The 26228-nt window shown below is 45.3% G+C and carries 25 protein-coding genes and 1 pseudogene; 24 read left to right on the forward strand and 2 right to left on the reverse strand.

Translation table 11 applies throughout. The features are described from left to right. Positions 1-275: pseudogene (locus ACTIE6_RS08895) on the reverse strand (Nramp family divalent metal transporter); the annotation flags it as partial. Positions 276-425: 150 nt separating this feature from the next. Between ACTIE6_RS08895 and ACTIE6_RS08900 the strand changes: the two are divergent. The 10 genes from ACTIE6_RS08900 (at position 426) to ACTIE6_RS08945 (ending at position 11394) form a co-directional block, all read left to right on the forward strand. Next, positions 426-1088 carry a metal-dependent transcriptional regulator gene (locus tag ACTIE6_RS08900; RefSeq protein ID WP_056280822.1) on the forward strand — a complete coding sequence of 221 codons (663 nt, stop codon included), beginning with the start codon at positions 426-428 and terminating at the stop codon, positions 1086-1088. Between the two features lie 13 nt (positions 1089-1101). Continuing rightward, positions 1102-2184, forward strand: a complete 1083-nt coding sequence (locus ACTIE6_RS08905) for an LptF/LptG family permease (protein WP_439556302.1) — start codon at positions 1102-1104, stop codon at positions 2182-2184. Between the two features lie 2 nt (positions 2185-2186). Beyond that, positions 2187-3110 carry a DMT family transporter gene (locus tag ACTIE6_RS08910; protein ID WP_439556303.1) on the forward strand — a complete coding sequence of 308 codons (924 nt, stop codon included), beginning with the start codon at positions 2187-2189 and terminating at the stop codon, positions 3108-3110. A gap of 85 nt (positions 3111-3195) precedes the next feature. Further along, the gene (locus ACTIE6_RS08915) at positions 3196-4146 is read left to right on the forward strand and encodes a glycosyltransferase family 2 protein (protein ID WP_439556304.1); all 951 of its coding nucleotides are present in this window, start codon (positions 3196-3198) and stop codon (positions 4144-4146) included. Continuing rightward, positions 4139-5575, forward strand: a complete 1437-nt coding sequence (locus ACTIE6_RS08920; protein ID WP_439556305.1) for a DUF6056 family protein — start codon at positions 4139-4141, stop codon at positions 5573-5575. Before ACTIE6_RS08915 ends, ACTIE6_RS08920 begins: the two co-directional genes overlap by 8 nt. Then, a complete protein-coding gene (locus tag ACTIE6_RS08925; RefSeq protein WP_439556306.1) occupies positions 5550-7250 on the forward strand; it encodes a hypothetical protein in 1701 nt (566 codons plus the stop codon). Before ACTIE6_RS08920 ends, ACTIE6_RS08925 begins: the two co-directional genes overlap by 26 nt. 72 nt (positions 7251-7322) lie before the next feature. Then, on the forward strand, positions 7323-8282 hold the full coding sequence (locus ACTIE6_RS08930; RefSeq protein WP_439556307.1) for a glycosyltransferase family 2 protein: 960 nt from the start codon (positions 7323-7325) through the stop codon (positions 8280-8282). Beyond that, positions 8272-9732, forward strand: coding sequence for an MBOAT family O-acyltransferase (locus tag ACTIE6_RS08935; protein WP_439556308.1), 1461 nt, complete (start codon positions 8272-8274; stop codon positions 9730-9732). Before ACTIE6_RS08930 ends, ACTIE6_RS08935 begins: the two co-directional genes overlap by 11 nt. Positions 9733-9820: 88 nt before the next feature. Further along, positions 9821-10201, forward strand: a complete 381-nt coding sequence (locus tag ACTIE6_RS08940; RefSeq protein ID WP_439556309.1) for a co-chaperone GroES — start codon at positions 9821-9823, stop codon at positions 10199-10201. Between the two features lie 170 nt (positions 10202-10371). After that, positions 10372-11394: an aldo/keto reductase gene (locus ACTIE6_RS08945; protein ID WP_439556310.1), complete on the forward strand. Its 1023-nt coding sequence runs from the start codon at positions 10372-10374 to the stop codon at positions 11392-11394. Positions 11395-11479: 85 nt separating this feature from the next. Here the strand turns inward: ACTIE6_RS08945 and ACTIE6_RS08950 are convergent, their stop codons facing one another. Beyond that, positions 11480-11671 (reverse strand): cold-shock protein, encoded by a 192-nt coding sequence (locus ACTIE6_RS08950; protein WP_031526203.1) that lies wholly within the window; start codon positions 11669-11671, stop codon positions 11480-11482. A gap of 109 nt (positions 11672-11780) precedes the next feature. Between ACTIE6_RS08950 and ACTIE6_RS08955 the strand changes: the two genes are divergently transcribed. The 14 genes from ACTIE6_RS08955 to ACTIE6_RS09020 all read left to right on the forward strand — a co-directional run. After that, positions 11781-12761, forward strand: coding sequence for a YheT family hydrolase (locus tag ACTIE6_RS08955; protein ID WP_439556311.1), 981 nt, complete (start codon positions 11781-11783; stop codon positions 12759-12761). Positions 12762-12911: 150 nt separating this feature from the next. Beyond that, complete coding sequence (gene serA / locus ACTIE6_RS08960; protein WP_439556312.1) at positions 12912-14819, forward strand: phosphoglycerate dehydrogenase; 1908 nt, start codon at positions 12912-12914, stop codon at positions 14817-14819. Positions 14820-14838: 19 nt separating this feature from the next. Then, a complete protein-coding gene (locus tag ACTIE6_RS08965; RefSeq protein ID WP_439556313.1) occupies positions 14839-15912 on the forward strand; it encodes an aminotransferase class V-fold PLP-dependent enzyme in 1074 nt (357 codons plus the stop codon). A 57-nt stretch (positions 15913-15969) separates the two neighbouring features. Next, positions 15970-16884: a hypothetical protein gene (locus tag ACTIE6_RS08970; protein ID WP_439556314.1), complete on the forward strand. Its 915-nt coding sequence runs from the start codon at positions 15970-15972 to the stop codon at positions 16882-16884. Between the two features lie 83 nt (positions 16885-16967). After that, positions 16968-18017 (forward strand): family 43 glycosylhydrolase, encoded by a 1050-nt coding sequence (locus ACTIE6_RS08975; protein ID WP_439556315.1) that lies wholly within the window; start codon positions 16968-16970, stop codon positions 18015-18017. 14 nt (positions 18018-18031) lie between these two features. After that, positions 18032-18532, forward strand: a complete 501-nt coding sequence (locus tag ACTIE6_RS08980) for a hypothetical protein (RefSeq protein ID WP_439556316.1) — start codon at positions 18032-18034, stop codon at positions 18530-18532. 5 nt (positions 18533-18537) lie between these two features. Further along, on the forward strand, positions 18538-19185 hold the full coding sequence (locus ACTIE6_RS08985) for a cellulase family glycosylhydrolase (protein ID WP_439556324.1): 648 nt from the start codon (positions 18538-18540) through the stop codon (positions 19183-19185). A gap of 132 nt (positions 19186-19317) precedes the next feature. After that, positions 19318-20343 carry a T9SS type A sorting domain-containing protein gene (locus tag ACTIE6_RS08990; protein WP_439556317.1) on the forward strand — a complete coding sequence of 342 codons (1026 nt, stop codon included), beginning with the start codon at positions 19318-19320 and terminating at the stop codon, positions 20341-20343. Positions 20344-20460: 117 nt separating this feature from the next. After that, complete coding sequence (locus ACTIE6_RS08995; RefSeq protein ID WP_439556318.1) at positions 20461-20952, forward strand: lipocalin family protein; 492 nt, start codon at positions 20461-20463, stop codon at positions 20950-20952. Positions 20953-21091: 139 nt separating this feature from the next. Then, positions 21092-22333: an MFS transporter gene (locus tag ACTIE6_RS09000; protein ID WP_439556319.1), complete on the forward strand. Its 1242-nt coding sequence runs from the start codon at positions 21092-21094 to the stop codon at positions 22331-22333. Between the two features lie 50 nt (positions 22334-22383). Continuing rightward, positions 22384-22905 (forward strand): gluconate 2-dehydrogenase subunit 3 family protein, encoded by a 522-nt coding sequence (locus tag ACTIE6_RS09005; RefSeq protein ID WP_439556320.1) that lies wholly within the window; start codon positions 22384-22386, stop codon positions 22903-22905. Between the two features lie 92 nt (positions 22906-22997). Beyond that, positions 22998-24710, forward strand: a complete 1713-nt coding sequence (locus ACTIE6_RS09010; RefSeq protein WP_439556321.1) for a GMC oxidoreductase — start codon at positions 22998-23000, stop codon at positions 24708-24710. Positions 24711-24939: 229 nt separating this feature from the next. Continuing rightward, a complete protein-coding gene (locus tag ACTIE6_RS09015; RefSeq protein ID WP_439556322.1) occupies positions 24940-25611 on the forward strand; it encodes an RNA polymerase sigma-70 factor in 672 nt (223 codons plus the stop codon). Positions 25612-25653: 42 nt separating this feature from the next. Further along, on the forward strand, positions 25654-26228 hold a 575-nt coding region (locus ACTIE6_RS09020; RefSeq protein WP_439556323.1), incomplete at its 3' end, for a FecR domain-containing protein.

A 26228-nucleotide genomic window follows, 5' to 3' on the forward strand; every position in this document is an offset into this window, starting at 1 on the left:
AAAAGCATCGCAAAAAGGTTGGAGATCAGGATCACGGAAAGTAATGTATACCCAAATCTCGAACCGCCCTCGATGTCCGTTGCCCAGTTGCCCGGGTCGATATAGCCCACAGCCACCATCAGACCGGGACCGGTAAACGCCATCATTTTTTTCCAGAATCCAGCTCCTTCCGGAACTGCTATACTGGAATGTACTTCTGACAGTGATGCCAGCTTGTTTTTATCGTCAAGCGCCTCTTTGCGTAGAAATTCTTTCACTTTTAAACCGTCCATCATTTTAGCTGCAACCGAAACAGTAATGAATATTACGGAATCAAATATAAGAAAAATCTCAAAAAAAATTTAGGCTAGGCTAAATTTTTTATTTTCCGCTTTCCAGATTGTACTTTTGCTAATATTCGGATCATATATCCTGGTTTCCGCGCAATGCAGAATTCGTTCACAGAAGAAAATTATTTAAAAATCATACACGCGCTTTCCGGAAGGGATGGTGGCGAGGTAAGCACCAATGCGCTTGCCGAAAGCACCGCCACGCGCGCAGCTTCCGTGACAGATATGTTACGTAAACTGGCGGAAAAAGGATTAATCAATTATAAAAAATACCAGGGCGTAACGCTCACCGAGCAAGGGGAGAAGGTAGCTATCAAGGTGATCCGCAAGCACAGGTTGTGGGAAGTGTTCCTGGTCGAAAAGCTGGGATTTGGCTGGGACGAAGTGCATGATATTGCCGAGGAGCTGGAACACATTCCTTCTGAAATACTGGTAGAAAAGCTGGACAATTTTCTGGGACATCCACGATTTGACCCTCACGGAGATCCGATACCCGATGCAAAAGGGAATTTGACAGAGCCTGATTACAAGGTGCTTACAGATGTTCATGTAGGGGAAAAGGTACGTATGATGGGTGTGCTGGACCACGCGCCTTCGTTCCTGCAGCACCTGGACCGCTCGGGGATCAAGCTTGGATCTGTGATTGAGGTAAAAGAAATTAATGAGTACGACAAGTCTGCTTCTGTACAAATAGACGGCGGGCAATCGTTGTTTATCAGTCTCGAAGTATCAAAAAACCTATTGGTACAACGCCGATGAGACACTGCCAGCCATGAGATTTAAAATTCTGGATCGTTACCTGATCAAAAACTTCCTGATCACCTACGTTTTTGTAGCGTTTGTCATCGTGCTCATTATTTGCATGATCGATTATACCGAAAAGGTCGACGATTTTTTAGAAAAAAAGGCGCCTCTCCGCGAAATCCTGATCGATTACTACCTCAACCTCATACCTTACTGGATCAACTACATCAGTCCGCTGATGGTATTTATTGCAACGGTTTTCTTTACTTCCCGCATTGCAGCCAGAACGGAGATTATTGCGATTCTCAGCAGCGGGATCAGTTTCGGGAGAATGCTGCTGCCTTATATGGTTGGCGCGATCATTCTCGGCGCTGTGACTTTCCTGCAGGTAGGCTGGATTTTGCCCAAAGCCAACAAAATCAGGAACAGTTTTGAGAAAACCTACGTAAAAGACCAGTTCTATTTCAGCGGTCACAATGTGCATATTACCATTGCGCCGGATGTGTACGCTTACCTGGAGAGCTACAATAACACCAGTAAAACGGGCAACAAGTTCACGATGGAAACCATCAAGGGCAACCAGCTTGTGCAGAAGTTTTATGCCGATAAGATCGTGTGGCAGCCCAAAAAGGGTAAATGGACGATGCAGAACTACCAGGTACGGACATTGGACAGCCTGGGTGAAAAGCTGAGCCAGGGAATGGAGATAGACACCACGATCAACCTTTCGCCGAAAGACTTTGAAAGTGACTATAACCTTTTTGAAACATTTACATTACCTGAACTGAATGCGCACATTGACCTGCTGAAAAGCCGCGGCTCGGACGGATTGGAAGTTTACCTGATTGAAAAATATATCCGCTTCACGCAGCCTTTCGCTATTCTGATCCTGACAGCAATCGGCGTGATAGTCTCCGCGCGGAAGAGCAGGAGAGGGGTAGGCTGGCAGATTGCACTGGGCTTTATGCTTGCATTTATTTACATTCTGTTTTTCCTCTTATCGAAAGGTGTGGCAGAGGCTGGTACCATTAATACATTGTTTGCGGTTTGGTTGCCAAACATCGTTTTCTCGTGCATCGGAGTGATTTTATATAAAACATTGCCGAGATAAGTATGTTTACATCCGCTACGCTGCGCTCTTATTTGCACCTGCATTTCCTCGTTTTGATCTGGGGATTTACAGCTATTGTTGGTCTGCTCGTCTCCATTTCACCCATTGCCCTCGTTTTTTACAGAACACTTTTCGCCTGTGTCGGACTTGCGGTTATTATTTTATTTAAACAAAAACCTTTCCGCACGAACCCGGCTGACTTGCTGCGCATGTTTGGGGTGGGATTCATTCTATCTGCGCATTGGATGCTTTTTTTTGCTTCTGCGCGCGTTTCCACAGCTTCGGTTTGTCTGGCAGGAATGGCGACTACATCCTTGTGGACCAGCATTATTGAGCCTTTGGTAAACAAAAGAAGCATCCGGCCGCTGGAAGTGGGGCTGGGCATTCTGGCTTTTGCGGGGTTATATGTGGTTTTCCGGTTTGAGTTTGACCATGCATTGGGCTTAATGCTCGCGCTTGCTTCTGCATTGCTTGCGGCTATGTTTACAGTGGCGAATAGCCGGCTGGTACAGCGCATTGATGCTTATGTGATTACTTTTTACGAAATGGCAGGCGCGACTGTTTTTTCGCTGCTGTCATTATTCGTTGCTGAAACCTTCCACTGGACCGGCGACGCGCCTTATCTTCCGAAAGCTGGCGACTGGATCTGGATTCTGTTCCTTGCCTGGATCTGCACGGTTTACGCAAGTACAATGGCGACCCAGCTGATGAAACAGTTTTCAGCTTACCTTATCAACCTGACCATCAACCTGGAACCTGTTTATGGGATTGCATTGGCATTCCTGTTTTTTGGGGAAAAAGAAAGAATGACGACCGCATTTTACTGGGGTACCCTGCTCATTTTGTTAGCTGTATTACTTTATCCATTGCTCTCGAGAAGTGTTCTGGACAAAGGCAGCCGGAAGATAAGTGAGGTCAACAAATGAACGATTATAAATGCCCCTGTCCTCGGGAAAGAAGCATATTAACTTATTACTGCTATTTTTGTCGATTCAATCCACACGGTAATATATGAATCCAGCACGACTACTTTTAGTAATACCATGTTACAATGAGGAAGCTATTCTGAATCTTACCTACTCCAAACTGAACATATATTACAACAGTATCAAGCAGCAGGGCCTTATTGCCGAAGACAGCCGGATCTGTTTTGTGAATGATGGCAGCCGCGACCGGACCTGGAAAATCATCGAAGAACTCTGTCAGTCGGACCCGAATGTGATCGGTGTTGGTTTATCGAGGAATTTCGGTCACCAGAGTGCTATCATGGCCGGGTTGGAGCAACATGTGGACCAATTCGATTGCTTTATTACCATCGACGCCGATTTGCAGGATGATATCAATGCAATTACCGGGATGATCGAGCGGCACCGCGAGGGCGCAATGGTCGTTTACGGTGTACGCAGCGACCGCAGCTCCGATAGCTGGTTCAAACGTTTCTCAGCTGAGCGTTTTTATGTTTTAATGCAGAAAATGGGTGTACCCGTCATTTTCAACCACGCTGATTTCCGTTTAATGGACCGCAGGGTTTTGCAGGAACTAGGGAATTTCAAAGAAATCAATTTATTCCTTCGCGGCATTGTGCCGCTGATTGGTTTCAGAAACGATAAAGTATATTACAGCAGGCTGGAACGCGAAGCCGGCGAGACCAAGTACCCTTTGAGCAAAATGCTCCTTTTCGCATGGAATGGAATTACGTCTTTTTCTACATTCCCCATGCGGCTGGTACTCTACTTCGGGCTTTTCAACTTTTTGATCGCGATGCTCATCGTAGTTTATATTCTTTTCTCAGTCCTGATCGGACATACTGTGCCAGGCTGGACCTCGACAATGCTGCCGCTTACGTTTTTCAGCGGATTTAATATGATGGCGCTGGGACTGATTGGCGAGTACATTGGAAAGATCTACGAAGAAGTAAAAGGCCGCCCGAGATACATTATTGAAAAAACTGTCAATGAATAGATTTTATAGAAAATACAGGACTGTTGGTAACTGGATCAATATTGCATTGCTGATCGCGGTGTTGCTTCCGTTGCTTGTGCTCTCATACTACAACCACCCCTCGGCAGCAGACGATTACTGCTACATTGATACCGTGCAAAAAGTGGGCTGGTTCGGGGCAATGAAGTTGTACTACACCACCTGGACGGGCCGCTATTTTGGTGTCCTGCTCAATCACAGTAATCCACTGCTTTTTCACTCCATTACGGGTTTCAAGATATTACCCGCGCTTCTACTTGGCGGGACGATATTTGCATTGTACAGCTTGTTCCGGCATTTAACACCCACTTTGTCGAGAGTTGCGCATTTGGGTTTTGCAGGCGCTGTGTTCTTTTTGTTTATACTGAAAATGGCCAGCCTTGCCGAAGGTTTTTACTGGATGGCGGCATTTGTGACTTACACCATCCCGAATATGCTGACGCTGTTCTGGATTGTACTTGTGCTCAGATGGTACCGGCAGGATACGCAATCGGCAAAGATACGGGTAGGTATTCTGGCAGGTTTTCTCGTGTGTGCAGCAATCGGTTGCAGTGAGCAAAACATGCTGACAATGGTATTGCTGGTAGGAGCCTGGTGGGTTTACCGGCTTATTTACCACCGTAAAGTGGACGCATTTATGATTTCAATGCTGGTTGTTGCGGCATTATCCTGCTATGCGCTGCTCGGTTCGCCGGGTAACCAGGCGAGGATTGGCGGTAACCCGCTGGGTGGTAACATTCCATTTTCAGCTGTTTCAACCATCAAAAAGCTGGCAGTACTTGGTTACGAATGGATCTTTACAACTCCGCTGGTATTTTTTACGGCAGTTTGGCTGGTTGTAATGTCGCGCCTGTCTGAGGGAGCGCGCAACTATTTTTCAATCCCGATCTGGTACGCGGTACTGCTTTACATTGGTGTATTGTCTGCCCAGCTTTTTCCATCCTATTACGGAGTGGGTATTGAGCCTACGCACCGGGTTGTTAACAGTGCCTATTTCTTTTTCCTGATTGGCTGGTTCTATGTTTTTGGTGTGGTCTTCCATTATTTCAGGGAACACCGGTTTGCAGTTTTCCAGTTTACCGTCGCCCGTTTTGTCGGACTTTACGTGATACTGCTGGCGTCCACTGCGCTTTCTTTTTACCGGAGTGGCAATGTAAAACTGATTTATTCAGATTGGCTCAGAGGCACAGCCGCTGCTTACGATCAGGAAATGTATACGAGATACGAAATCCTGAAAAACAGCAAAGAGGAAGTCACATATCTCCCGCCGATCCGTTCCAAAGCATTCTCGATATATGTGGAGGACGATCTTACTTCCAATCAAAACCACTGGTGGAACAAATGTATGGCGGGCTATTATGGCAAAGGTGCCATCATTTTGAAGGATGATTCAGGTGAACAAAACAAATAGGCTTTTCCCGATTACACTCGCATTGCTGCCCATTCTGATCTGGGTATTTGTAATATTATACTACTCGGTAGACCTGCCCTGGCTCGACGATTTCGATCCATTCCCGGATTTTCTGCACAAATGGATCTCAGAAGAATCGTCAGCTGAGCAGCTTGCCTTACTTTTTCAGCCCAATAACGAGCATAGAATGGTAGTTGGGAAGTTGTTGACGCTGGGTTACTACTGGGTTACAGGACAGCTCAACTTTACTTTTCTGCACATTGCGGGCGCTTGTTTTACATTGGGTACGCTGCTTATCTTCTGGCGCGTATTCCGGCAAACAAAGCTGAGCTTCTGGTACTTCCTGCCGATCCCGTTCCTTTTATTCCAACTGCAATACCACCTGGTGTTCCTTTGGGCGATTTGCAGCTTGCAGCATCAGCCGGTGGTGTTATTCGTTTGTTTATCCATGTATTTGCTGGCAAATGGCCGGTTTTCGCTGGCAGCTTTGTCAGGACTTTGTGCTACTTACGCGATGAGCAGTGGTATTTTCGTGTGGCCGGCAGGTATTATGATCCTGTTGCTCAGTTCCCGCTACAAGCAGCTTGCTATCTGGTGTTTGATCGCGGTAGTCGGGGTCGGACTATATTTTTATGGTATGTCGGCGCAGGGAAATGAATCCAGCTTCGCGTTTTTTGCAAAATTTCCGCACCTGTCGTTCCTCGGCTTCTTCGCTTTTCTGGGCGGCTTATTCGATCTGTTTCCTGAGAAATCCATCGAGATAAGAACCGCCCTGCCCATTTTGATGAGCTTCCTGATTATGATTTGGGTTGTTATCTGGCTGTGGCGGTTGTTTACAGGCTGGACTTCCAGAACTTTCAGTTGGCCTGCCCAAAAGGCAGATCAAAGTATTAAAGCCGAATACAATCCGGTTCAGATGTTCCTGCTTGGGGTGATTACTTTTCTGCTCGTCAATGCAATTATCATCGGATTGTTGCGGCCCCGGTTTGGCTTTTTTGTGATGGTTGTGAGCAATTATAAAATGTACCCGGCATTGTTCCTGGTCGCCGCTTACCTGACATTTATTACATCAAACTTCGCAGAAACCACCCGCAAGTTTGGGTTCAGGATGGCATTCGGCGTGAGCATCCTGATCTGGGTCGTTTCGGCGATCAATTATCTTCCGGTTATCTCCGAACGCTCAAAATACCTGACTATTAACGGGTACAATCAGGAATTTAACGGATTTGGATTGGGGCACGTACCATTTTCAGTAGGCGCGGAATATGTAGATCGTTTAATGAAAGATATGGTAGCGCTGGGTGTTTACCGGTATCCTGCCGGAGGAAAAGTGATCGCACAGCAAGTAGCCGCATTGAATGGGAAGTCGGCAGGTAGTGACATTTTGGTAAAAGATGAAAACAGGCAGATTTACGTAAATGATCCGGCAGGTTCGGTTTCGCTCTTAAAAAGCAAGGGAGAATATGTGTTTTTAACAAATTCTGAAAAAACTTATCTGTTCAAAATCGAGCCTAAGAAATACACCGGCCGAAATATTTTCCGGCAGTATGAAAAGGGCTCCGACATTGCTATTCCCTATTCTTCCATGCTTCCCGGATCTTACAATGTGGGAATTATCAGCACCGGCAATCCTGCTCCCGAAGGCGGCATTCTTCGAAAAATCATAATCCCTTAACTAATACATTTTTTCGATAATAGCCTGAAAGGTGTATTTTTGCCAATATTGGTCATTGAAAATCCCTGAATATTGAAAACTCCTCAGATATCCATTGTAGCGCCGTTGTATAATGAATCCGAGTCACTTCCGCTACTGGTGCAGCGGATCAATGCATTGATGGATTCAAGTCCCCTGGCGATTGAAGTAGTGTTGATAGATGATGGAAGTAAAGATGATACTGCATTAAAAATCAGGCAGGTAGCATTGATGGACGAGCGCTACCATGGTGTGTTTCTGTCCCGGAACCACGGTCACCAGCTTGCATTAACCGCCGGTATTTCTGCTGCAAGAGGAACTGAGGCACTTTTCGTGATCGATGGCGATTTGCAGGACCCGCCGGAGCTTTTACCTGAGTTTTACAAGCTGCTCAAAGAAGGAAATGACGTGGTTTATGCAGTCAGGAAGAAGCGGAAGGAAGGGTTTATCAAGCGAACAGGCTATCATTTGTTTTATCGCATTTTACGCTCCATTTCCTATGTGGATATCCCACTGGATAGCGGTGATTTTGCATTGGTAAGCCGCCGGGTAATTGACGTAATGAACAAAATGCCCGAGGAAAGCCGCTACCTCCGCGGAATGCGTTCCTGGATCGGGTTCAAGCAAACCGGCTATGAGTATGAAAGAGATGCAAGGGTGGCTGGTGAGTCTAAATATTCGTTTAAACAGCTTTTTCGGCTCGCCTACAACGGGATTTTCAATTTCAGCGAATTCCCGATCAAGTTTATGAGCCGCGCCGGCATTGCGGCAATCATGATTTCACTGGCTTACTTTTTAGTTGTAGTGGCTAAAAAGTTATTTTTTACCCACGTAATCGAAGGTTTTACTTCATTACTTTTCGTCATTATTCTATTTAGCGGAGTGCAGTTACTTGCGCTTGGCATAATCGGGGAATATGTGCTCCGGATATTTTTTCAATCCAAAAACAGGCCTTTGTTCATTATCAAAGAGGAGATAATCAACAGAGAGTACATTTCGCCCGATGCTGTTTAATACCATTCAGTTCCTGATTTTCTTTATAGTTGTTACGCTGGCATATTTCAGTTTGTCCTGGCGTGGCCGCTGGATCCTGCTGCTTGCTGCGAGCTGCTATTTTTACATGGTTTTCAAACCGGTATTTATACTGATCCTGTTTGGAACCATTGTAATCGACTACTATGCAGGTATCTGGATCGAGAAATCACGAAATCCGAAACAGAAAAAATGGCTTCTGATTATCAGTCTGATCTCCAACATTGGTATCCTTGCCTTTTTTAAATACTATGATTTTTTACAGGATTCTATCAACAGCCTGCTCGCAAGCGCCGACCTGCGGCCCTTGGTTCCGCCGCTGACGCGCATGATCCCGGCGCAATTTGCACAATGGATTACCACAGGTTCGGGTAAGATCCTGCTGCCGATTGGTTTGTCTTTCCATACATTCCAGGCCATGAGCTACACCATCGAAGTGTACCGCGGGCATCAGAAAGCAGAGCGGCATTTCGGGATTTATGCATTGTATGTGATGTTTTACCCGCAGTTGGTAGCCGGGCCCATCGAGCGGCCGCAGAATATGCTGTTCCAGTTTCATTCGTATTTCAAATGCGATTTTGAGCAGGTAAAAGAGGGTTTAATGCAAATGGCTTTCGGCTTGTTTAAAAAGATCGTGATCGCCGACAGGCTTTCCATGTTTGTTGATTACGCATACGATCCCAACACTGAGCAAAACGGGCTCACATTGCTTACCGCAACGGTTTTCTACTCTTTCCAGATCTACTGTGACTTCTCGGGGTACTCGGATATGGCGATTGGTGCGGCGCGGGTAATGGGATTTACATTGATGGATAACTTCAAAGCACCTTATGAAGCGAAGTCTATCAAAGAATTCTGGGGCCGCTGGCACATTTCGCTTTCTACCTGGTTCAGGGACTATTTGTACATTCCGCTCGGAGGTAACCGGAACGGAGAATTTGCCAGATACCGCAACCAAATGATCGTTTTCCTCGTGAGCGGGTTGTGGCACGGTACGAGCTGGAGTTTTGTAATCTGGGGCGGACTGCACGGATTTTATCAGATAGTGGCTTCCCTGCGCGACAAGTGGCTTGATAAAGCGGGTATCCGCTTGCCTGACAATGCATTGACCCGGATAGTTAACTTAATCATAACCTTTCTGCTGGTCTCCCTCACCTGGGTTTTCTTCCGTAACTCGATCAGCCGCTCCATTGAAATATTGAAAGGGATAAGCAATTTGTCTCTTTACGACAAGATTACATCGCCGCTGAATGTGCTGGAAATGTGGTTTTGTGTATTCCTGATTGCATTTCTACTGATCAAAGAGCATTATTTTGAGAGGATACCGACTCGCAACACGGTCGTATTCTTCATCTTGTTTCCTCTGCTTGCATTCGTAACCTACATTTTATGTGTAGTAACCGAAAAGCAGTTCATCTATTTCCAGTTTTAAAAACAAGGAAGGGAAAACAATTGCTTTTAAATATTTGTTAGTTCATCTTGAAGGACAATTTTCTGTTCCTATTCTATCTTATTTTAAAATGTACGAAGTAACTTCTGACAACAGGTTGAAAAGTCTAATTGTTGTGGGTGACCGGGTGTTGATCCGTCCCAAAAGTCCGAGTGACAGAACAAACAGCGGCTTGTACCTGCCGCCGACAGTCACTGAAAGAGAGCAGGTTCAAACAGGTTACGTGATCAAAGTAGGTCCGGGTTACCCTATTCCCGTGGCAGTGGAAGAAGAGCCCTGGAAAGAAACCGAGGAGAAAGTGAAATACATGCCGCTGCAATCAAAGGAAGGCGACCTGGCCATTTACCTCCAGCGCAATGCAATCGAGCTGGAATACGACGGTGAAAAATACGTAATCATACCCCAGGCGTCGATTCTGATGCTGGAACGCTCGGAAGATCTGTTTGATTAGTTAGTGAGTTTTGAGTTAGTGAATGAGTGAGTTAGTGAATTTTGAATGACTGAATGATTGAATGACTGAATATTTCTTTCGAATTCGAAACTCATGAACTTTGAACTCACACACTTCAAACTCACTAATTCACTAACTCACTAATTCAAAACTCATAAACCTCTAAACTCATGAAGTACAAATTTCTAAGCAATACCGGGGTGCTGGTTTCGGAGCTGTGTTTTGGCACGATGACTTTTGGGGGAGAGGGATATTGGGAGGCGATCGGGCGCTTGCAGCAGGAAGAGGCGACTGCGCTTGTTAAAACTGCATTGGAAAGCGGGATCAATTTCTTTGATACTGCCAATGTATATTCTTACGGAAAGTCGGAGACTATTCTGGGTCAGGCGCTGAAAGATCTTGGGATCAAGCGGAGTGAGGTCGTAATTGCCACCAAAGTAAGAGGCAGAATGGCCCCTGGCGCGAACCAGATCGGGTTGTCGCGATTACATATAATGGATTCGGTGAATGAAAGTCTGGAAAGGCTGGGAACAGACCACATTGATTTGTTCTATGTTCACGGTGTGGATGTGGAGACTTCGCTGGAAGAAACGATGCGCGGGCTGGAAGATATTGTGCGATCGGGCAAAGTGCGCTATCTGGGCGTTAGTAACCACGCCGCCTGGCAGATCATGAAAGCCAATGGAATTGCGGAGAAAAACGGCTGGACCAAATTCGTCGCCTGTCAGCATTACTATACCATCGCCGGCCGCGACCTGGAAAGAGAGCTGGTCCCGATGATGAAAGACCAGAACCTTGCATTGATGCCGTGGAGCCCGCTCGCAGGCGGATTTTTATCAGGCAAATATACCCGCGATAATCAGTCAACCGGTGACAACCGGCGCGACAGCTTTGATTTCCCGCCTATTGACAAAGAAAAAGCATATGATATCATTGATGTAATTCAGCCGATCGCCGAGGTGCATTCTGTTTCAGTCGCACAAATTGCATTGTCGTGGCTGCTGCACCAGCAAAGTGTCACGAGCGTGATTATCGGCGCAAAAAAGCCTGATCAGTTGAAAGAGAATATTGCGGCAACTTCCGTGGTACTTACTTCCGAAGATCTGGAAAGGCTGAATGCGATCAGTGCATTGAAGACGGAGTATCCTCAGTGGATGTTTGAGCGCCAGGGTAGGGACAGGGTACCAGGCTGATTTCAACGCGCTGGCTGCTGAATAAAGGGCACAAAAAAAGCATGCAGTAAATGCATGCTTTCGAAATGTCTTCTTATGACTAAACTTAGATAACGCGAACGTTAACTGCGTTTAGACCTTTTCTTCCATTTTCCACGTCGTAAGACACTTTGTCGTTTTCACGGATATCGTCTTGAAGACCTGAAACGTGAACGAAAATGTCTTTTTCACCTGATGCTGGTTGGATGAATCCAAATCCTTTGGAATCATTGAAAAACTTAACTGTACCTTCTGCCATTAGAATTGATCTTATATTTTTAAAAATCAAATGTATATAGAAAAAATATATAAACAAGATTAAAATTTAAATTGCTTAGAATTGTTCTTAATAATTTAACAAAAAATGGATGTCGGTAATTGACGTTAATAGTCTGAATTCGCCCTTTTGGTTACCCAACGGGCACTTTCAGAGCATATATCCGGCATTGTTCCGGAAAGTGAATGGAGTGAAATATTTCCGTGAAAAAATTGTAACTCCGGACGAAGATTTCCTGAATCTAGACTGGTCAAATGCAAATAGTAACCGATCGGATACGCTTGTGATACTTACACACGGGCTCGAAGGGGATAGTTCCAGGCAATATATGCTGGGCTTAATTAAGCTTTTAAACAAAAATGGTTTTGACTGCCTGGGATGGAATTTCCGTAGCTGCGGCGGTGAAATGAATAACGCTTTGCGGTTTTACCACAGCGGGGCGACCGACGACCTGGACCTTGTAGTACAGCATGCATTGCTGCGCGGATACGAGAATATCTATCTTGCGGGTTTCAGCCTTGGCGGTAACCTGACGCTCAAATACCTTGGTGAGTATGCAGCGCAGCTGGACAGCAGGATCCGGAAAGCAATCGTTTTTAGTGTTCCAATGGATTTGAAAGCTTGCAGCCTGGCGATTATCAAACCCGAAAACCGCGTTTATATGCAGCGGTTTTTACAAACATTAAGTCCCAAAGTGGCTGCCAAAGCCGCGCTTTATCCAGACAGTATTTCCTTGTCCGACTACAAACATGTGAAAACGCTGTACGATTTCGATCACATCTACACTGCTCCGTTACACGGTTTTACAGGCGCCGATGATTATTATGAACAATGCAGCTCCATGCATTTCCTGAAAGATATCCGCATATCTACGCAGATTGTGAATGCAAAGAATGATCCGATAGTCCCGTTTGCGAGTCTGCCGCTGGACGAATTACGGGCACATGAACAAGTTTCACTGATCGCGAGCAGTCAGGGCGGGCATTGCGGATTTCGGCCTGCGCGGCTTGTCGATGAATTCTACTGGTCCGAAAAGAGGGCTCTGGAGTTCTTCCTGGCGGAAAACGGGTGAATAGCCTGCGCGTTATGTGTCTCAAATTTTAAACTGTTCGAATCATTATTTTGTTAGCGTCATATCTAATATGATTCGTAATTTTGCCGCCCGGATCCCTAGATAGGTATTTCTTTTTGACCCGATTATTATTCAGTTATTCCCTGCTTCATGTCCACATTAACACTCAATCCGTTACCGTACATTATCATTGATTTCGACAGCACTTTTACCAAGGTAGAAGGACTCGACGAACTTGCAGCGATCGCATTGAACGGGCATCCTGAGAAAGATCAGGTTGTTCAGAAGATCACCGATCTCACGAACAAAGGAATGAATGGCGAAATGTCGTTTGCAGAAGGACTTCGTCAGCGCATCGCATTGCTGAAAGCCAATCGCTCGCATATCGGTGAACTTGTGAATTTGCTCAGGACCAAGGTTTCGGATTCGTTTAAGCGGAATGTGCACTTTTTGACGGAAAATACGGAGCAGATTTATATCGTTTCAAGCGGGTTCAAGGAGTTTATCGTGCCTGTTGCGACCGAGCTCGGTATCCGTGCAGATCATGTTTATGCCAATGAATTTGTATTTGACGAAGAGGGTAATATCATTGGAATAGATGAAGAGAATGAGCTATCAACTGATGGCGGCAAAATCAAGATCTTATCTGCATTGAACTTGCCGGGCGATGTTTACGCAATCGGCGACGGTTATACAGATTATGAATTGAAAGCTTCCGGTCTGGCAAACCGCTTTTACGCATTTACAGAAAACATCGAGCGCCCGCGCGTAACTGCCGTTGCTGATCACATTGCTACCTCTTTCGATGATTTTTTATATGATAACAAACTGAGCAGAAGCCAGTCTTATCCAAAAAGCCGCATTAAAGTATTGCTGCTTGAAAATGTTCACCCGGCTGCCTTACGAGCTTTTAAAGAAGAAGGTTTTAGTGTAGAATTTGTAAAAGGCGCATTGGATGAAGACGAGCTTTGCGAGCGGATCAAAGATGTTTCTATTATCGGTATTCGTTCCAAAACAAACATTACTAAACGCGTTCTTGAAAATGCAAACCGGTTGATGGCAATTGGTGCATTCTGCATTGGTACCAACCAGATTGACCTGGAAGAAGCCGCCAAAAAAGGAATTGCTGTCTTCAATGCACCTTATAGCAACACACGCTCAGTTGTGGAGCTGGCGGTGGGTGAAATGATCCTGCTGATCCGGAATATAGTTGGCAAAAGTAACCAGCTGCACCAGGGAATCTGGGATAAATCTGCGAATGGAAGTTTTGAAATTCGCGGAAAGAAGCTTGGAATGGTAGGTTATGGCAGTATTGGAACGCAGTTGTCTGTTGTGGCCGAAGCGCTGGGAATGGAGGTTTATTTCTACGATGAAGTTGAAAAGCTTTCAATTGGAAATGCCAAAAAGCTGAACTCACTGGAAGAACTGCTTTCCATTGCCGACGTGATCAGTATGCACGTGGATGGCCGGAAAGAAAATACGAATCTGATCGGCAAGCGCGAGTTTGATCTGATGAAGCAAGGCGTTATTTTCCTGAACCTGTCGCGTGGCCACGTGGTAGATATTCAGGCTTTGGCTGACGCAGTAAAAAGCGGAAAAGTAGCCGGAGCGGGTGTTGACGTTTTCCCGAAAGAGCCAAAAACGAATGACGAGCTTTTCGAAAGTGAGCTACTCGGTTTGCCCAATGTGATCCTCACGCCGCACATCGGAGGAAGTACCGAAGAAGCGCAGGAAAATATCGGGCACTTTGTTCCTTCCAAGCTGCTTGAATTTATGAATAACGGCAGCTCTTACGGAAGTGTCAACTTCCCGGAAGTGCAGTTACCCAAGTTGAAAGACTCGCATAGATTGCTCCATATTCACGCCAATGTGCCGGGCGTTCTGGCCAAGCTGAACCATATTTTTGGTAAAAACAATATCAACATTACCGGTCAGTACCTCAAAACCAATGAACATATCGGGTATGTAATTGTGGATATTGAAAAAGGATATACGGAGGAATTCATTCAGGAAGTGAAAGAACTTGAAGGTACGATCCGGTTCCGGATGCTTTACTGAAATACACTTATCCAACACCATGTCGCTAACTTTTTTTACCCCGGGCCCAGCCCAGCTTTATCCCACATTTGAAAAGCACCTGCAAACTTTTGTGACCAACCAGCTTGGTTCAATCAGTCACAGAAGTCAGCAGTACCGCGATTTACATAAATTCACAATCGACCAGCTGCGCATTTTACTCAATGTACCTGACACGCACGCGATCCTTTTTCTTGGTTCCGCATCAGAAGCCTGGGAGCGCATTCTTTTCAGCTGCGTGGAACTTGAAAGTTTCCATTTGGTCAATGGTTCTTTTTCAAAAAAGTTTTACGACTACTCCAATGCGCTGAATAAATATGCGCACAAGCTGGAAAAACCGATGGGTTCTGGCTTTTCAGCTGCTGAGATCGAGGTACCTGAATATGCAGAGCTGATTTGTGTGACGCATAATGAAACCAGTTCAGGCGTTCAAATGCCGGTTTCGGAAATTCATAAGTTGAAGCAAAAGAATCCGGGCAAATTCATCGCGGTTGATATCGTTTCTTCCGCGCCTTATCCCGACCTGGATTATACATTGATAGATACTGCATTTTTTTCGGTTCAAAAAGCATTTGGTTTGCCGGCCGGACTGGGTGTTTGGATTGTGAGTGAAAAATGTCTGGCGAAAGCAAAGAGCATTAAAAATCAATATTCCATCGGCGCGCATAATGACTTACCAACACTCTGGAAAAACGCGCAGAACAATGAAACACCGGCTACGCCGAATGTAATGGGAATTTACCTGCTAGGGAAAATTGCAGAAGAATTTAACCAGATTGGCGTGCAAACTATGCGCAAGCAAACCGAGCAGAAAGCAGCCTCTATTTATAAGTTTATCGAAAAAACAGCTGGTTTTTCTGCATTTGTAAAAGAAAAAGCATACCGCTCCCAAACAGTTATCGTGGCTGATACGGAACAACCTTCGGCTGATATCATTAAGAATATCAAGGAAAAAGGAATGGCGATTGGAAGTGGTTATGGCGAATTTAAAGCCTCTCAGCTGCGTATTGCCAACTTTCCTGCCACCTCAGCAGAGGAGGTTGAAAAGCTTCTTTTTGAATTAGGAAAACTTTAAACTTTTCCATTGTGACCAGAAGCTCGTTTGAACGTCTAAATTCAAACGAGCTTTTTTGTGTATACCAACGACATACTTTGGAAATCCATCCTCGAAGATACTTTTGAAGACTTCCTGGAATTCTTCTTTCCCAATTCTCATGCATTGTTCGATCTCAGCAAAGGCTTTCAATATCTTGATAAAGAACTTGAACAGCTTTTCCCTGCGGACGATTGTACGCCCGAGGTCAGGTTCGTGGATAAGCTTGTCAAAGTTTATTTGCTTGATGGAAAAGAAGAATGGATACTCGTGCATGTTGAAGTCCAGGGTTATGCGGATAAAACATTCGCTGAGCGGATGTTTACCTACTATTACAGGATTTGGGATAATTACCGCCGCCGCATTACAGCCTTCGCAATTTTGACGGATGAAAATAATGCATTCCGTCCTGCCAAATTCGAGCAGGATTTTCTGGGTACCCGGTTAACTTTTGAGTTCAACGCGTTCAAGGTACTGGATCACTCAGAAGAAAATTTGCTAAAAAGCCCAAATCCTTTTGCGCAGATTATCCTGGTAGTCAAGTCTGCAATGCGTAGGAAGACGCTTGAAAAGGAAGATTTACTGTCACTAAAAATCGCATTGGCCAGAAGATTACTGGCCATGCAAATTCCAAAGAAGAAAATTGGAAAGCTGATGAAATTTCTGAAACTTTATATGAGGTTCAATGATAAGAGTTTAGACAGAATATTCGAACGAGATATAAGTACAATAACCAAAAAACCACACAACGCTATGGGAATCGATGAATTGTATCTGCAGATCAGACAGCAAGAGGCGAGAGAAGATGGAAGGGACGAAGGTAGAAATGAAAGGAATATTGAATTTGTAAAGAACTTACTAAGGGAGACTTCTTTTAACAACGAAAAGATCGCCCGGCTTGCTGGTGTTAGTGCTGAGCTCGTTCAGCAAATCAAATCGGAAAGTTCTTTGTAAATCTTATTTACATTGCATTCAAGCGTAGAATCAACGATTCTGCGCTTTTTGTTTTTTTAGTTATTTCACAAAACAAGTAATTAATGACGCTCTACAAAAAATTCCTGGCTGCCACCATGATTTTGTCGACGTTCGCTGAGGCTATTTCGCAGACTGCGACGACAACAGAGCTATCCTACAAAAACCCGGTATTTGAACCCATTCTGGCCGACCCAACTGTGGTCCGGGCAGAAGACGGCATGTTTTATGCCTATGGAACAATGGATAACTGGGGGGATGGAAATGGCGCGCACTTAGTACCAATTATCAGGTCAAAAAACCTGGTGCACTGGACCTACCTTAAAGATGCATTTACCAGAAAACCAGCCTGGAAAGAGAAGGGTGGTATCTGGGCACCCGAGGTCGTGAAAGTAGAAGGTAAGTACCACATGTACTACGCATTTTCAACCTGGGGTGACGCCGATCCGGGCATTGGTCTCGCAGTATCCGATTCAGCAGCCGGCCCATTCACCGACATCGGTAAGCTGTTCTTAAGTTCTGAGGCAGGGGTTCCCAACTCTATTGATCCGTTTTACATGGAGATTGACGACAAGAAGTATGTTTTCTGGGGCAGTTTCAGCGATGCTGCTACGCAGGGGACCTACGGTGTTGAACTGAGCAAGGATGGGAAATCCGTTCCTGACCTTTCTAAAAAGATAAAAGTAGCGGCCGGGGACTTTGAAGCTGTGATGATCCAGAAAAAAGGAGAGTATTACTACTTCTTCGGTTCCAAAGAAAGTTGCTGCGAAGGTGCAAAAAGTAAATACCACATCCGCGTTGGAAGGTCGAAAAACCCGCTCGGGCCTTATGTGGATAAGGAAGGCAGGGAACTTACAAATCGAGGTACAGGCACATTGCTGATCCATCCCAGCGAACAATATGCCGGGCCCGGGCACAATGCCAGGTTTGTTACCGACGACAATGGTACCGACTGGCTTTTATACCACGCAATAGACAAGAAAAAACCACATGTATCCACAGGCGCCAACCGCAGGGTGCTGATGCTCGACAAGCTTACCTGGCCAAATGGCTGGCCGGAAGTTGCAGGTTTGGAGCCGAGCAGTTCTGAAACAAAAGCGCCTATTTTCAAATAAACCTTTTAGTCAAAATGAAATTATTTAAATCGACAATGCTGGCGGTTTTTGCCGCATTACTAACATTCGGTTGCGCAAAAAATGCCGAAGAAAATAAAGACGAACAAACCGCCACTTCGAATACTGCCTCCGCCGGACGTGAAATCTGGTCCAAGCAAGAGGCAAACGACTGGTATGCCAAACAAGGCTGGCTGGTAGGTGCAGACTTCCTTCCCAGCACCGCGATCAACCAGCTTGAAATGTTTCAGGCAGCTTCTTTTGACACTGCCACCATTGACAAAGAACTCGGCTGGGCAGCAGAAATTGGAATGAACACCATGCGGGTTTATCTGCACGATTTGTTGTTTCAAGAAGATTCAGCAGGTTTTATGAAGAGGCTGGACACATTTCTTGATATCACTGAAAAACATAAGATCAAGCCGGTTCTTGCTGGGATCCCTTTCCTAAGCTTGGAACGCAGCGTGCTCCGAAGCCGGGTGTTCATAATTCGGGCTGGGTACAAAGCCCGGGGTTGAATGCGTTGAAAGACAGTACACAATATCCCCGCTTGGAAAGATATGTAAAAGGGACTGTTGCCGCATTCGCAAATGATGACCGCATTCTGGCCTGGGATATCTGGAATGAGCCCGATAACCCAAATACAAGCTCTTACGGAAAAGTAGAAATACCGAATAAAGTAGACTACGTGCTGCCTTTGCTGGAAAAATCATTTGCCTGGGCGCGCTCGGTTAATCCTTCCCAGCCACTTACCGCGGGTGTTTGGAACGGAGACTGGACTTCGCACGAGACTTTGAAACCGATTGAAAAAGTGATGATCGACCAGTCGGATATCATTACGTTCCACAACTACGAAGATGCGGCTGACTTTGAAAAAAGGATAAAGCAGTTGCAACAATACGGTCGCCCATTGATTTGTACTGAATATATGTCCCGTGGAAATGGAAGTTTCTTTAAGGGATCATTGCCAGTTGCCAAGAAATATAATGTAGGCGCCATCAACTGGGGGCTTGTAAGCGGAAAATCCCAAACAATCTATCCCTGGGACAGCTGGAAAAAAACGTATACGAGCGAGCCTGAACTATGGTTCCACGATATTTTCAGAAAAGATGGTACACCTTACAAAAAGGATGAAACTGACCTGATTAAGCAGCTTACGGCCTCTAAATAGACATTCATGGCATGGTAACTGCCTGGAAGATTTTTGACCGGAAAGAAACTGGCAGCGAAATTTTAAGAAATAGCATTACTGCTAAGTTACCATTACAAAGAACTTACGTCTAAAAGCATAAACGCCCGGTTTATGCAAACACATTACAGATTATTACAGAAAGCACTGTTCCTGGTGCTTTCTGTTTTTACTTTCAGCCAAGCCCAGACGATCTACTTTCACCAGGATTTTGCAAAAACAACTTCCCTGGTCAATCCGCTTCCTGACACTGGACAGTTCAGTCACATTATTCTTACGGCGCCGCAACTTTCTTATCACAAGTTTCACAAGGGTTATGTTGAGTTTATCAGGTCTCAGCAGGATTCTGCTACGGGTGGGATCATACGCGCAATGCGGGCGACACCATTTGAACCCAGTCCGAAAACGTTGTTTATTCAGATTAAACTGGCTGCCGAATCAGTGCAGTCCAGTGCTGTGAATGCTGTTTACTTTTATGCAGGAGAAGATTTTAATCCTGTTAATAATTCCTTTCCAGGAAATGGGATCATGTTTTCGAAGTTTGTGATCAACTTCAAAGAAGACTCCATTTGCATTAAAGATTCAGAAAGCCAGAAAACAAGTCGCTGGATTCCTAAAAAAGAGGGAGTTACCCTCACCTGGGTGCTCAATAATGCAGACAAAGACCTCATTTACAAAGCTCCCGAAAGCGATGGTGAAGTGATAGTTGGCCCGGGTACTTATGATTTGTGGTTGAATGAAGAGCCGGTAAGTCTGGGAAGCAAGGGATATCCCGGCAACTCGGCTTTTTCCCCAACCAAGCTTTCCAATTTTGAGTTAAGGTTCAGAAATGGACTGGGCAGGATCCGCGTTTTCGATATTCTGATCAGAGAAGGAGAAAATGGCGACCCAGCTGAAAAGCCTTTTGCTTTTCCGAATCCCGTGGCAAAACGTGTATTTCAGATCAGGTCGCAGGATATTGATATCAGTACAATCCGCCTGATCTCACCTTCCGGCAATTTGGTTGCTGTTGAGACAAAGGTCTTGCAAAAGGGTACAGTGCAGTTGAAAATACCTGAATTTCTTCCTTCAGGAATATACATTGTTGGCTATGAAGACAGGCGTCAGGGACAAAAACAGTTGAAGGTACTCGTGCAATAATAGTAAGCTTGCTGGAAAACCACTTACTCAAAAGCACAACCGCTTACTCGAAACGCCTTTTCCGCTCGCATTGCAGCTGATACTTTCGTGATTATTTACAATCAAAAACAAATAGTCATGAAAAAAATGTCTCTTAAAAATCTGTCTGCATTCCTGCTTTCTCTTGTACTTGTTGCGGGTGTTTTCTCGTGTAAAGACGATTCTGAAAATCCGAAGCCAAATGAGCCTGAACCTGTTAATCAAAACAAAGTAGAAGGTTCATGGAAAATTAAGGCAATGACGATCGAGCCGGCGGTAAATGGAATTACCGATATGCTGGCTTTTTACGAAGCTTTGGCAGGTAACAACTGCCTTTCTCAAACAACAATCACTTTCAATGGCAATGGAAAGGTAACTGGCAAAGTTCCTGCTGGCTGTGTTGAAGATGATGATTCACCGGTAGTAGGATCCGGCGCAACCTGGAAAGTGGTAGGTAATAAAATCCAGGTGATTGAAGATGGTGAAACAGACGAGTTTGATCTGGAAGTAAAAGGGAATGAAATGAAATGGTCCGTGTCGGAAACCGAGGACGGTCAGACTTTCAAAACTACGCTTGTTTTTAAAAAATAATAGAAGATGAGTAAGCAAGTAAAGTTAGCTTAGCACAACTTTCTCTTTAAATTTTCGAAATTATCAAACGAATAGCCGGTCTTATGTCCGGCTATTTGCATAATATTGCAAATATTCCTAAGAAACCCATATTCCTTAAATGAATTCTGTCTCAGCACCTCGTTCAGATGCTTCCTACCTTTTTAGTGCCCCAGTCATTGTTGCCGCACTTGGTTATTTTGTAGATATCTATGATTTGCTGCTTTTTGGTATCGTCCGGATACCCAGCCTGATCGCACTTGGGCTATCCGATGCCGAAATTTCCATTACCGGAGCCAGTATTCTCAACTGGCAAATGACCGGTCTGCTTTTAGGGGGAATTCTCTGGGGGATACTGGGGGACAAAAAAGGCCGCCTTTCCGTACTCTTCGGGTCCATTGTCACTTATTCACTTGCCAATATTGCCTGCGGTTTTGTTCAGGATGCGGATGTGTACAAAATCCTTCGTTTTATAGCCGGCGTAGGTCTGGCCGGTGAGCTGGGTGCGGGTATCACATTGGTTTCTGAGATTTTACCAAAACACCTGCGCGCGATCGGAACTTCGCTGGTGGCGGGTATTGGTTTACTGGGAGCTGTTGTGGCTTACTTTACGGTAGAATTTTTCAGCTGGCGCTATGCTTACTTCATCGGAGGAGGTTTGGGGATTTCGCTTTTGCTGCTGCGCATCGGCGTTTTTGAGTCAGGTATTTTCAAGGATATTAAAAATCAGAAGCATGTGGAGAAAGGTAATTTCTTTGCATTGTTCACCAATAAAGACCGGCTTGCAAGGTATCTGAGATGCATTGGAATTGGTTTGCCTACCTGGTTTGTAATTGGTATCCTTGCGACGTTTAGCAACGAATTCGGGAATGCATTGGGCATTGCCGAGCCAATCAAGCCCGGTTTGTCGATTATGTGGTGTTATGTGGGTCTTTCCCTGGGCGATCTTGCCAGCGGATTTATCAGTCACTGGCTGGAATCGCGGAAGAAGGCTGTACTTTATCTGATGATTTTTACGTTAGCAGGAAGCTTAATTTATCTGTACGCAGGCATTAATTCTCCAACTTACTTTTATGCTACTGCTGCATTGCTCGGTTTTGGGATCGGATACTGGGCTATGTTTGTGACGATAGGCGCAGAGCAATTTGGTACCAACCTGCGGGCAACAGCTGCTACTACAGTGCCGAACATGGTACGTGGAACTGTGGTGTTAATGACAACTTTATTCGCTAATTTTAAAGACTCTTTTTCGGTGATCAATGCAGGCGCGCTGGTGGGGGTAATATGCTTCGCAATAGGTATTTACTGCATTTTGACAATACCCGAAACGCACGGAAGAGACCTGGACTTTTTGGAAGAATAGATAGAGGCGATCCTCGGAACATTGAATTTTCACAATCAAAAATATATGTAATGGAAAGACGCGTAGCGCTGAAAAGTATGGCGTTGGCTGTGGGTGCACTGGCAAACCTGCCGGCATGGGCTTCGGGTTGGAACAAAGAGACCGTCACTACGGGCGGGTTTCTTTCTGCTGACCAGTCCAAAAACCTGACGGCAATCGTTGAAACCATGATCCCAAAAACGGATACTCCGGGAGCGGGAGAACTTGGAGTTGGAGATTTCGTGCAGAAAATGGTTAAAGATTGCTACGACAGCAAAGCACAAACCAGTTTTGCCAGCGGCATTTCCAATCTGGACAAACAGAGCGTACAGCAATTCGGAAAGTCATTTGCGGAAGCAGATAAAGATCAGCGCCTGCAATTGCTGCAGACACTGGAAAAAAGCCAGGAACCTGACGACAGAGGATTTTTCAGTCTGCTCAAAAACCTGACGATCCAGGGTTACATGACCTCAGAATATGTCATGACCAATATTACTCACTACGAAATGGTACCCGCACGTTTTCACGGTTGTGTACCTGTTACTAAGGGATAAAAGGGAGAAAGGAGGATTGAGGAGGCAGGCAATATCCATCCCTCCTCCATCCTCCCTTTCCTCCATCCTCCCTTTAATCCCTTTCAAAAAAAATGGCAAATTTCAATATAGACAGTAAAAAAGCCCGGACTTACGATGCGATCGTAGTAGGTTCCGGTATCAGTGGCGGCTGGTCGGCGAAGGAGCTGACGGAAAAAGGAATGAAAACCCTTCTTCTTGAACGCGGCAGGAATGTGGAGCATATCAAGGATTATCCGACCACGAATATGATGCCGTGGGAGTTTGAGCACCGCGGGCGCTTGCCGAAAGAAATTACAGACGCAAACCCGATTGCCAGCAAGTGCTATGCATTCGGAGAATCGTCGGCGCATTTCTTTGTGAAAGACAAAGAGCACCCATACGTACAGGAAAAACCTTTCGACTGGCTCAGGGGCTACCAGGTAGGAGGTAAATCGTTGCTCTGGGCGCGGCAGACGCAGCGTTGGAGCAAGTACGATTTTGAAGGTCCGGCTCGTGATAAATTTGCAGTTGAATGGCCGATCAGTTACGATGACATCGCTCCCTGGTACAGCCACGTGGAAAAATTCGCCGGCATTACCGGGAATAAAGACGGACTGGATGCACTTCCCGATGGGGAGTTCCTTCCGCCACATGAACTGAACTGCGTTGAGAAATACTTCAAAGAGCAGGTTTCTAAAAATTACAAGGACCGCCACATTATTATCGGCCGCGCCGCACACATCACCGAACCCCAGCAGGTACACCTGGATCAGGGACGTGCCAAATGCCAGCATCGTACTATGTGCGAGCGGGGTTGTCCCTTTGGAGGATATTTCAGCAGTAATTCCTCTACCATTCCCTGGGCATTAAAAACAGGGAATCTTACGTTACGCCCGCATTCGGTTGTTCATTCTATTATTTATGATGACAAGAAGCAAAAAGCTTCCGGTGTACGAGTGGTAGATGCTACGACGAACGAAATGATGGAGTTTTATGCAGATATCATCTTCGTCAATGCAGCTGCATTGAATACGAATCTAATCCTGCTTAACTCAACTTCAAGCCGCTTCCAGAATGGTTTGGGGAATGACAGCGGGGTATTGGGCAAATACATAGCTTTTCACAACTACCGGGCAACTGTATCTGGTGAGTATGAAGGATTTCTGGATTCAACCACAGACGGTCGCCGGCCAAATGGCGGCTACATTCCAAGGTTCCGAAATGTTTACAAACAAGAAACGGACTTTTTAAGAGGCTACGCAGCCGGTTTTACAGCATATCGCCAGACTTCCAATGACAGAAGCGGGCTGGGTGAGTCACTGAAAGAAGGTTTATTTGAAACCAAATACGGCAATTGGGGTGTAGGTTCTCACATGATGGGCGAAACGATTCCGAAGGAAAGCAATTACGTTGCGCTTGATAAAACGCAGAAAGATCCCTGGGGTATCCCGCTCTTGAAAATCAATGTGGAGTATGATGACAATGACGAGAAGATGATCAAGGATTACATTGAGCAGGTAAGTGAAATGTTTACCAATGCAGGTTTCAAGAATGTGAAATCGCATGACGGAAAACGCAATCCTGGCAATGATATTCACGAAATGGGCGGTGCGCGAATGGGGAAAGATCCTAAAACTTCCGTCCTGAACAAATGGAACCAGATACACGCTTGCAAGAATGTGTTTGTTACCGACGGCGCAAGTATGACTTCCACTTCAACGCAAAATCCGTCACTCACTTACATGGCGCTTTCGGCAAGAGCTGTTGACCATGCAGTGAAAGAAATGAAGGCGAAGAATTTGTAAAATCACCTTCGTAGGTAGATAGCCGGTACAGCAATGTGCCGGTTTTTTTTTGTGCCAAACGGTTCATATTTAACACCCTTTTTACACCAGAATATAAAAGAGCGACAGAGCAGGATAGTTGTGTTTTGCGCTTTAATTATGATTAATAAAAGTTTTAATTTTTTTATACCAAGACTAAGGGCATCCGGGTACAAAAAAGTCTTTCCATTATTACATAAACAAAGACTCAATGCACGATCCTTTGCTTAACCAGGAACTGAAACGCTCCGGACCTTTTGTGTCTGTATTGCACGAAGGAAAGAACGATGTGAGTGAAATTGATTCTGCCTCATTCCTTAAACTGACCTTTGAACAAAATCCGGCAAAAGGGCTGGAATTGCTCTTCAAAAGGTTCTATACCCCGCTTTGCAGCCATGCTGTGAGGTTTGTTTACTCCAAACAACTGGCCGAAGACCTGGTCAGTGAAGTCTTCTTTCAATTCTATCGCACGAAAGCGTACGAGAATATCAACACTTCGTATACCAGCTATCTCTTTCGCTCTGTACGGAACGAATGCTATACGTATATGCGACGGGAGTTTGGGAAAACAGACACACTGGATGTGACCGAGGAGAACACCATTTCGTGTTACCAGCAACTGCCTGACGCCGAGATCCATTACAATAACTTGTTTATAAAAGTCAATGAGGTAATTGCCCGTCTGCCTACACAATGCCAGAAGGTATTCCTCCTCAGCAGATTTGAGAACAAGAAGTACAATGAAATTGCCTCCGAGCTTCACATTTCACCTAAAACGGTGGAAGTACATATATCCAAAGCATTGAAACACCTGCGCTCTGCGCTCCATGGCGAGTGGATGATCTCACTTGGCCTGGCCCTATTGACTTTTGCCTCTCTTTAAGAGACTGCGTGGGTTGGTGTTGTACTTCGAAATTCTAGCAAAATGAAAACACTTATATCGAGATATAGCCTGTTTGAGTACCTGGCCGGTCGGGCAAATCCGCTGGAAAAGCAGCTGATTGAAGACTGGATCACGCAGAAAGAGAACAGCGAACAGTTTCACCAATGGTTGATGGAGTATGAGATCAGCCACCCGCAATTTGCACCCGAACAGGATATTGCGCTTGAAAACCTGCTCAGCCGGCTGAATGAGGACCGTCCGGGGCAGGATGAAAAAGAAAGTCCGGTACCCGCCCAGTTCAAATCCTCCATTCAGAGTTTTGGTAATCGCTTCTGGCTTATTGCGGCTTCGGTGATTTTGCTTATGGGCTGCGGCCTTTGGTTCAGGGATGATATTCAGTACAAAACTTATCAGACGGGCTACGGAAAAACAACGGATATATACCTGGAAGACGGCAGCAAAGTGGCGCTGAATTCGAACTCGAAGCTCAAAATACCCCGGTTTGGCTTTGACAGGGCAGTGCGCCAGGTTATGCTGGAAGGCGAGGCCGAATTCTCGGTCAGTCACACTGTCGACAGCAAGAAGTTTATTGTAAAAACCTCTGACAAGTTCAAGTT

The sequence above is a fragment of the Dyadobacter sp. genome, assembly GCF_051859145.1.
Taxonomy (GTDB): Bacteria; Bacteroidota; Bacteroidia; order Cytophagales; family Spirosomataceae; genus Dyadobacter.

Excerpts from the sequence above, each read along its gene's own strand:
- ACTIE6_RS08975 (WP_439556315.1), top strand. The coding sequence starts at position 16,968 with ATGACGCTCTACAAAAAATTCCTGGCTGCCACCATGATTTTGTCGACG.
- ACTIE6_RS09010 (WP_439556321.1), top strand. The coding sequence starts at position 22,998 with ATGGCAAATTTCAATATAGACAGTAAAAAAGCCCGGACTTACGATGCG.
- ACTIE6_RS08940 (WP_439556309.1), top strand. The coding sequence starts at position 9,821 with ATGTACGAAGTAACTTCTGACAACAGGTTGAAAAGTCTAATTGTTGTG.
- ACTIE6_RS08990 (WP_439556317.1), top strand. The coding sequence starts at position 19,318 with ATGCAAACACATTACAGATTATTACAGAAAGCACTGTTCCTGGTGCTT.
- ACTIE6_RS08980 (WP_439556316.1), top strand. The coding sequence starts at position 18,032 with ATGAAATTATTTAAATCGACAATGCTGGCGGTTTTTGCCGCATTACTA.
- ACTIE6_RS09000 (WP_439556319.1), top strand. The coding sequence starts at position 21,092 with ATGAATTCTGTCTCAGCACCTCGTTCAGATGCTTCCTACCTTTTTAGT.
- ACTIE6_RS09005 (WP_439556320.1), top strand. The coding sequence starts at position 22,384 with ATGGAAAGACGCGTAGCGCTGAAAAGTATGGCGTTGGCTGTGGGTGCA.
- ACTIE6_RS08915 (WP_439556304.1), top strand. The coding sequence starts at position 3,196 with ATGAATCCAGCACGACTACTTTTAGTAATACCATGTTACAATGAGGAA.
- ACTIE6_RS08935 (WP_439556308.1), top strand. The coding sequence starts at position 8,272 with ATGCTGTTTAATACCATTCAGTTCCTGATTTTCTTTATAGTTGTTACG.
- ACTIE6_RS08905 (WP_439556302.1), top strand. The coding sequence starts at position 1,102 with ATGAGATTTAAAATTCTGGATCGTTACCTGATCAAAAACTTCCTGATC.
- ACTIE6_RS08965 (WP_439556313.1), top strand. The coding sequence starts at position 14,839 with ATGTCGCTAACTTTTTTTACCCCGGGCCCAGCCCAGCTTTATCCCACA.
- ACTIE6_RS08945 (WP_439556310.1), top strand. The coding sequence starts at position 10,372 with ATGAAGTACAAATTTCTAAGCAATACCGGGGTGCTGGTTTCGGAGCTG.
- serA (WP_439556312.1), top strand. The coding sequence starts at position 12,912 with ATGTCCACATTAACACTCAATCCGTTACCGTACATTATCATTGATTTC.
- ACTIE6_RS08955 (WP_439556311.1), top strand. The coding sequence starts at position 11,781 with ATGTCGGTAATTGACGTTAATAGTCTGAATTCGCCCTTTTGGTTACCC.
- ACTIE6_RS08900 (WP_056280822.1), top strand. The coding sequence starts at position 426 with ATGCAGAATTCGTTCACAGAAGAAAATTATTTAAAAATCATACACGCG.
- ACTIE6_RS08920 (WP_439556305.1), top strand. The coding sequence starts at position 4,139 with ATGAATAGATTTTATAGAAAATACAGGACTGTTGGTAACTGGATCAAT.
- ACTIE6_RS08995 (WP_439556318.1), top strand. The coding sequence starts at position 20,461 with ATGAAAAAAATGTCTCTTAAAAATCTGTCTGCATTCCTGCTTTCTCTT.
- ACTIE6_RS08910 (WP_439556303.1), top strand. The coding sequence starts at position 2,187 with ATGTTTACATCCGCTACGCTGCGCTCTTATTTGCACCTGCATTTCCTC.
- ACTIE6_RS08950 (WP_031526203.1), bottom strand. The coding sequence starts at position 11,671 with ATGGCAGAAGGTACAGTTAAGTTTTTCAATGATTCCAAAGGATTTGGA.
- ACTIE6_RS08925 (WP_439556306.1), top strand. The coding sequence starts at position 5,550 with ATGATTCAGGTGAACAAAACAAATAGGCTTTTCCCGATTACACTCGCA.
- ACTIE6_RS09015 (WP_439556322.1), top strand. The coding sequence starts at position 24,940 with ATGCACGATCCTTTGCTTAACCAGGAACTGAAACGCTCCGGACCTTTT.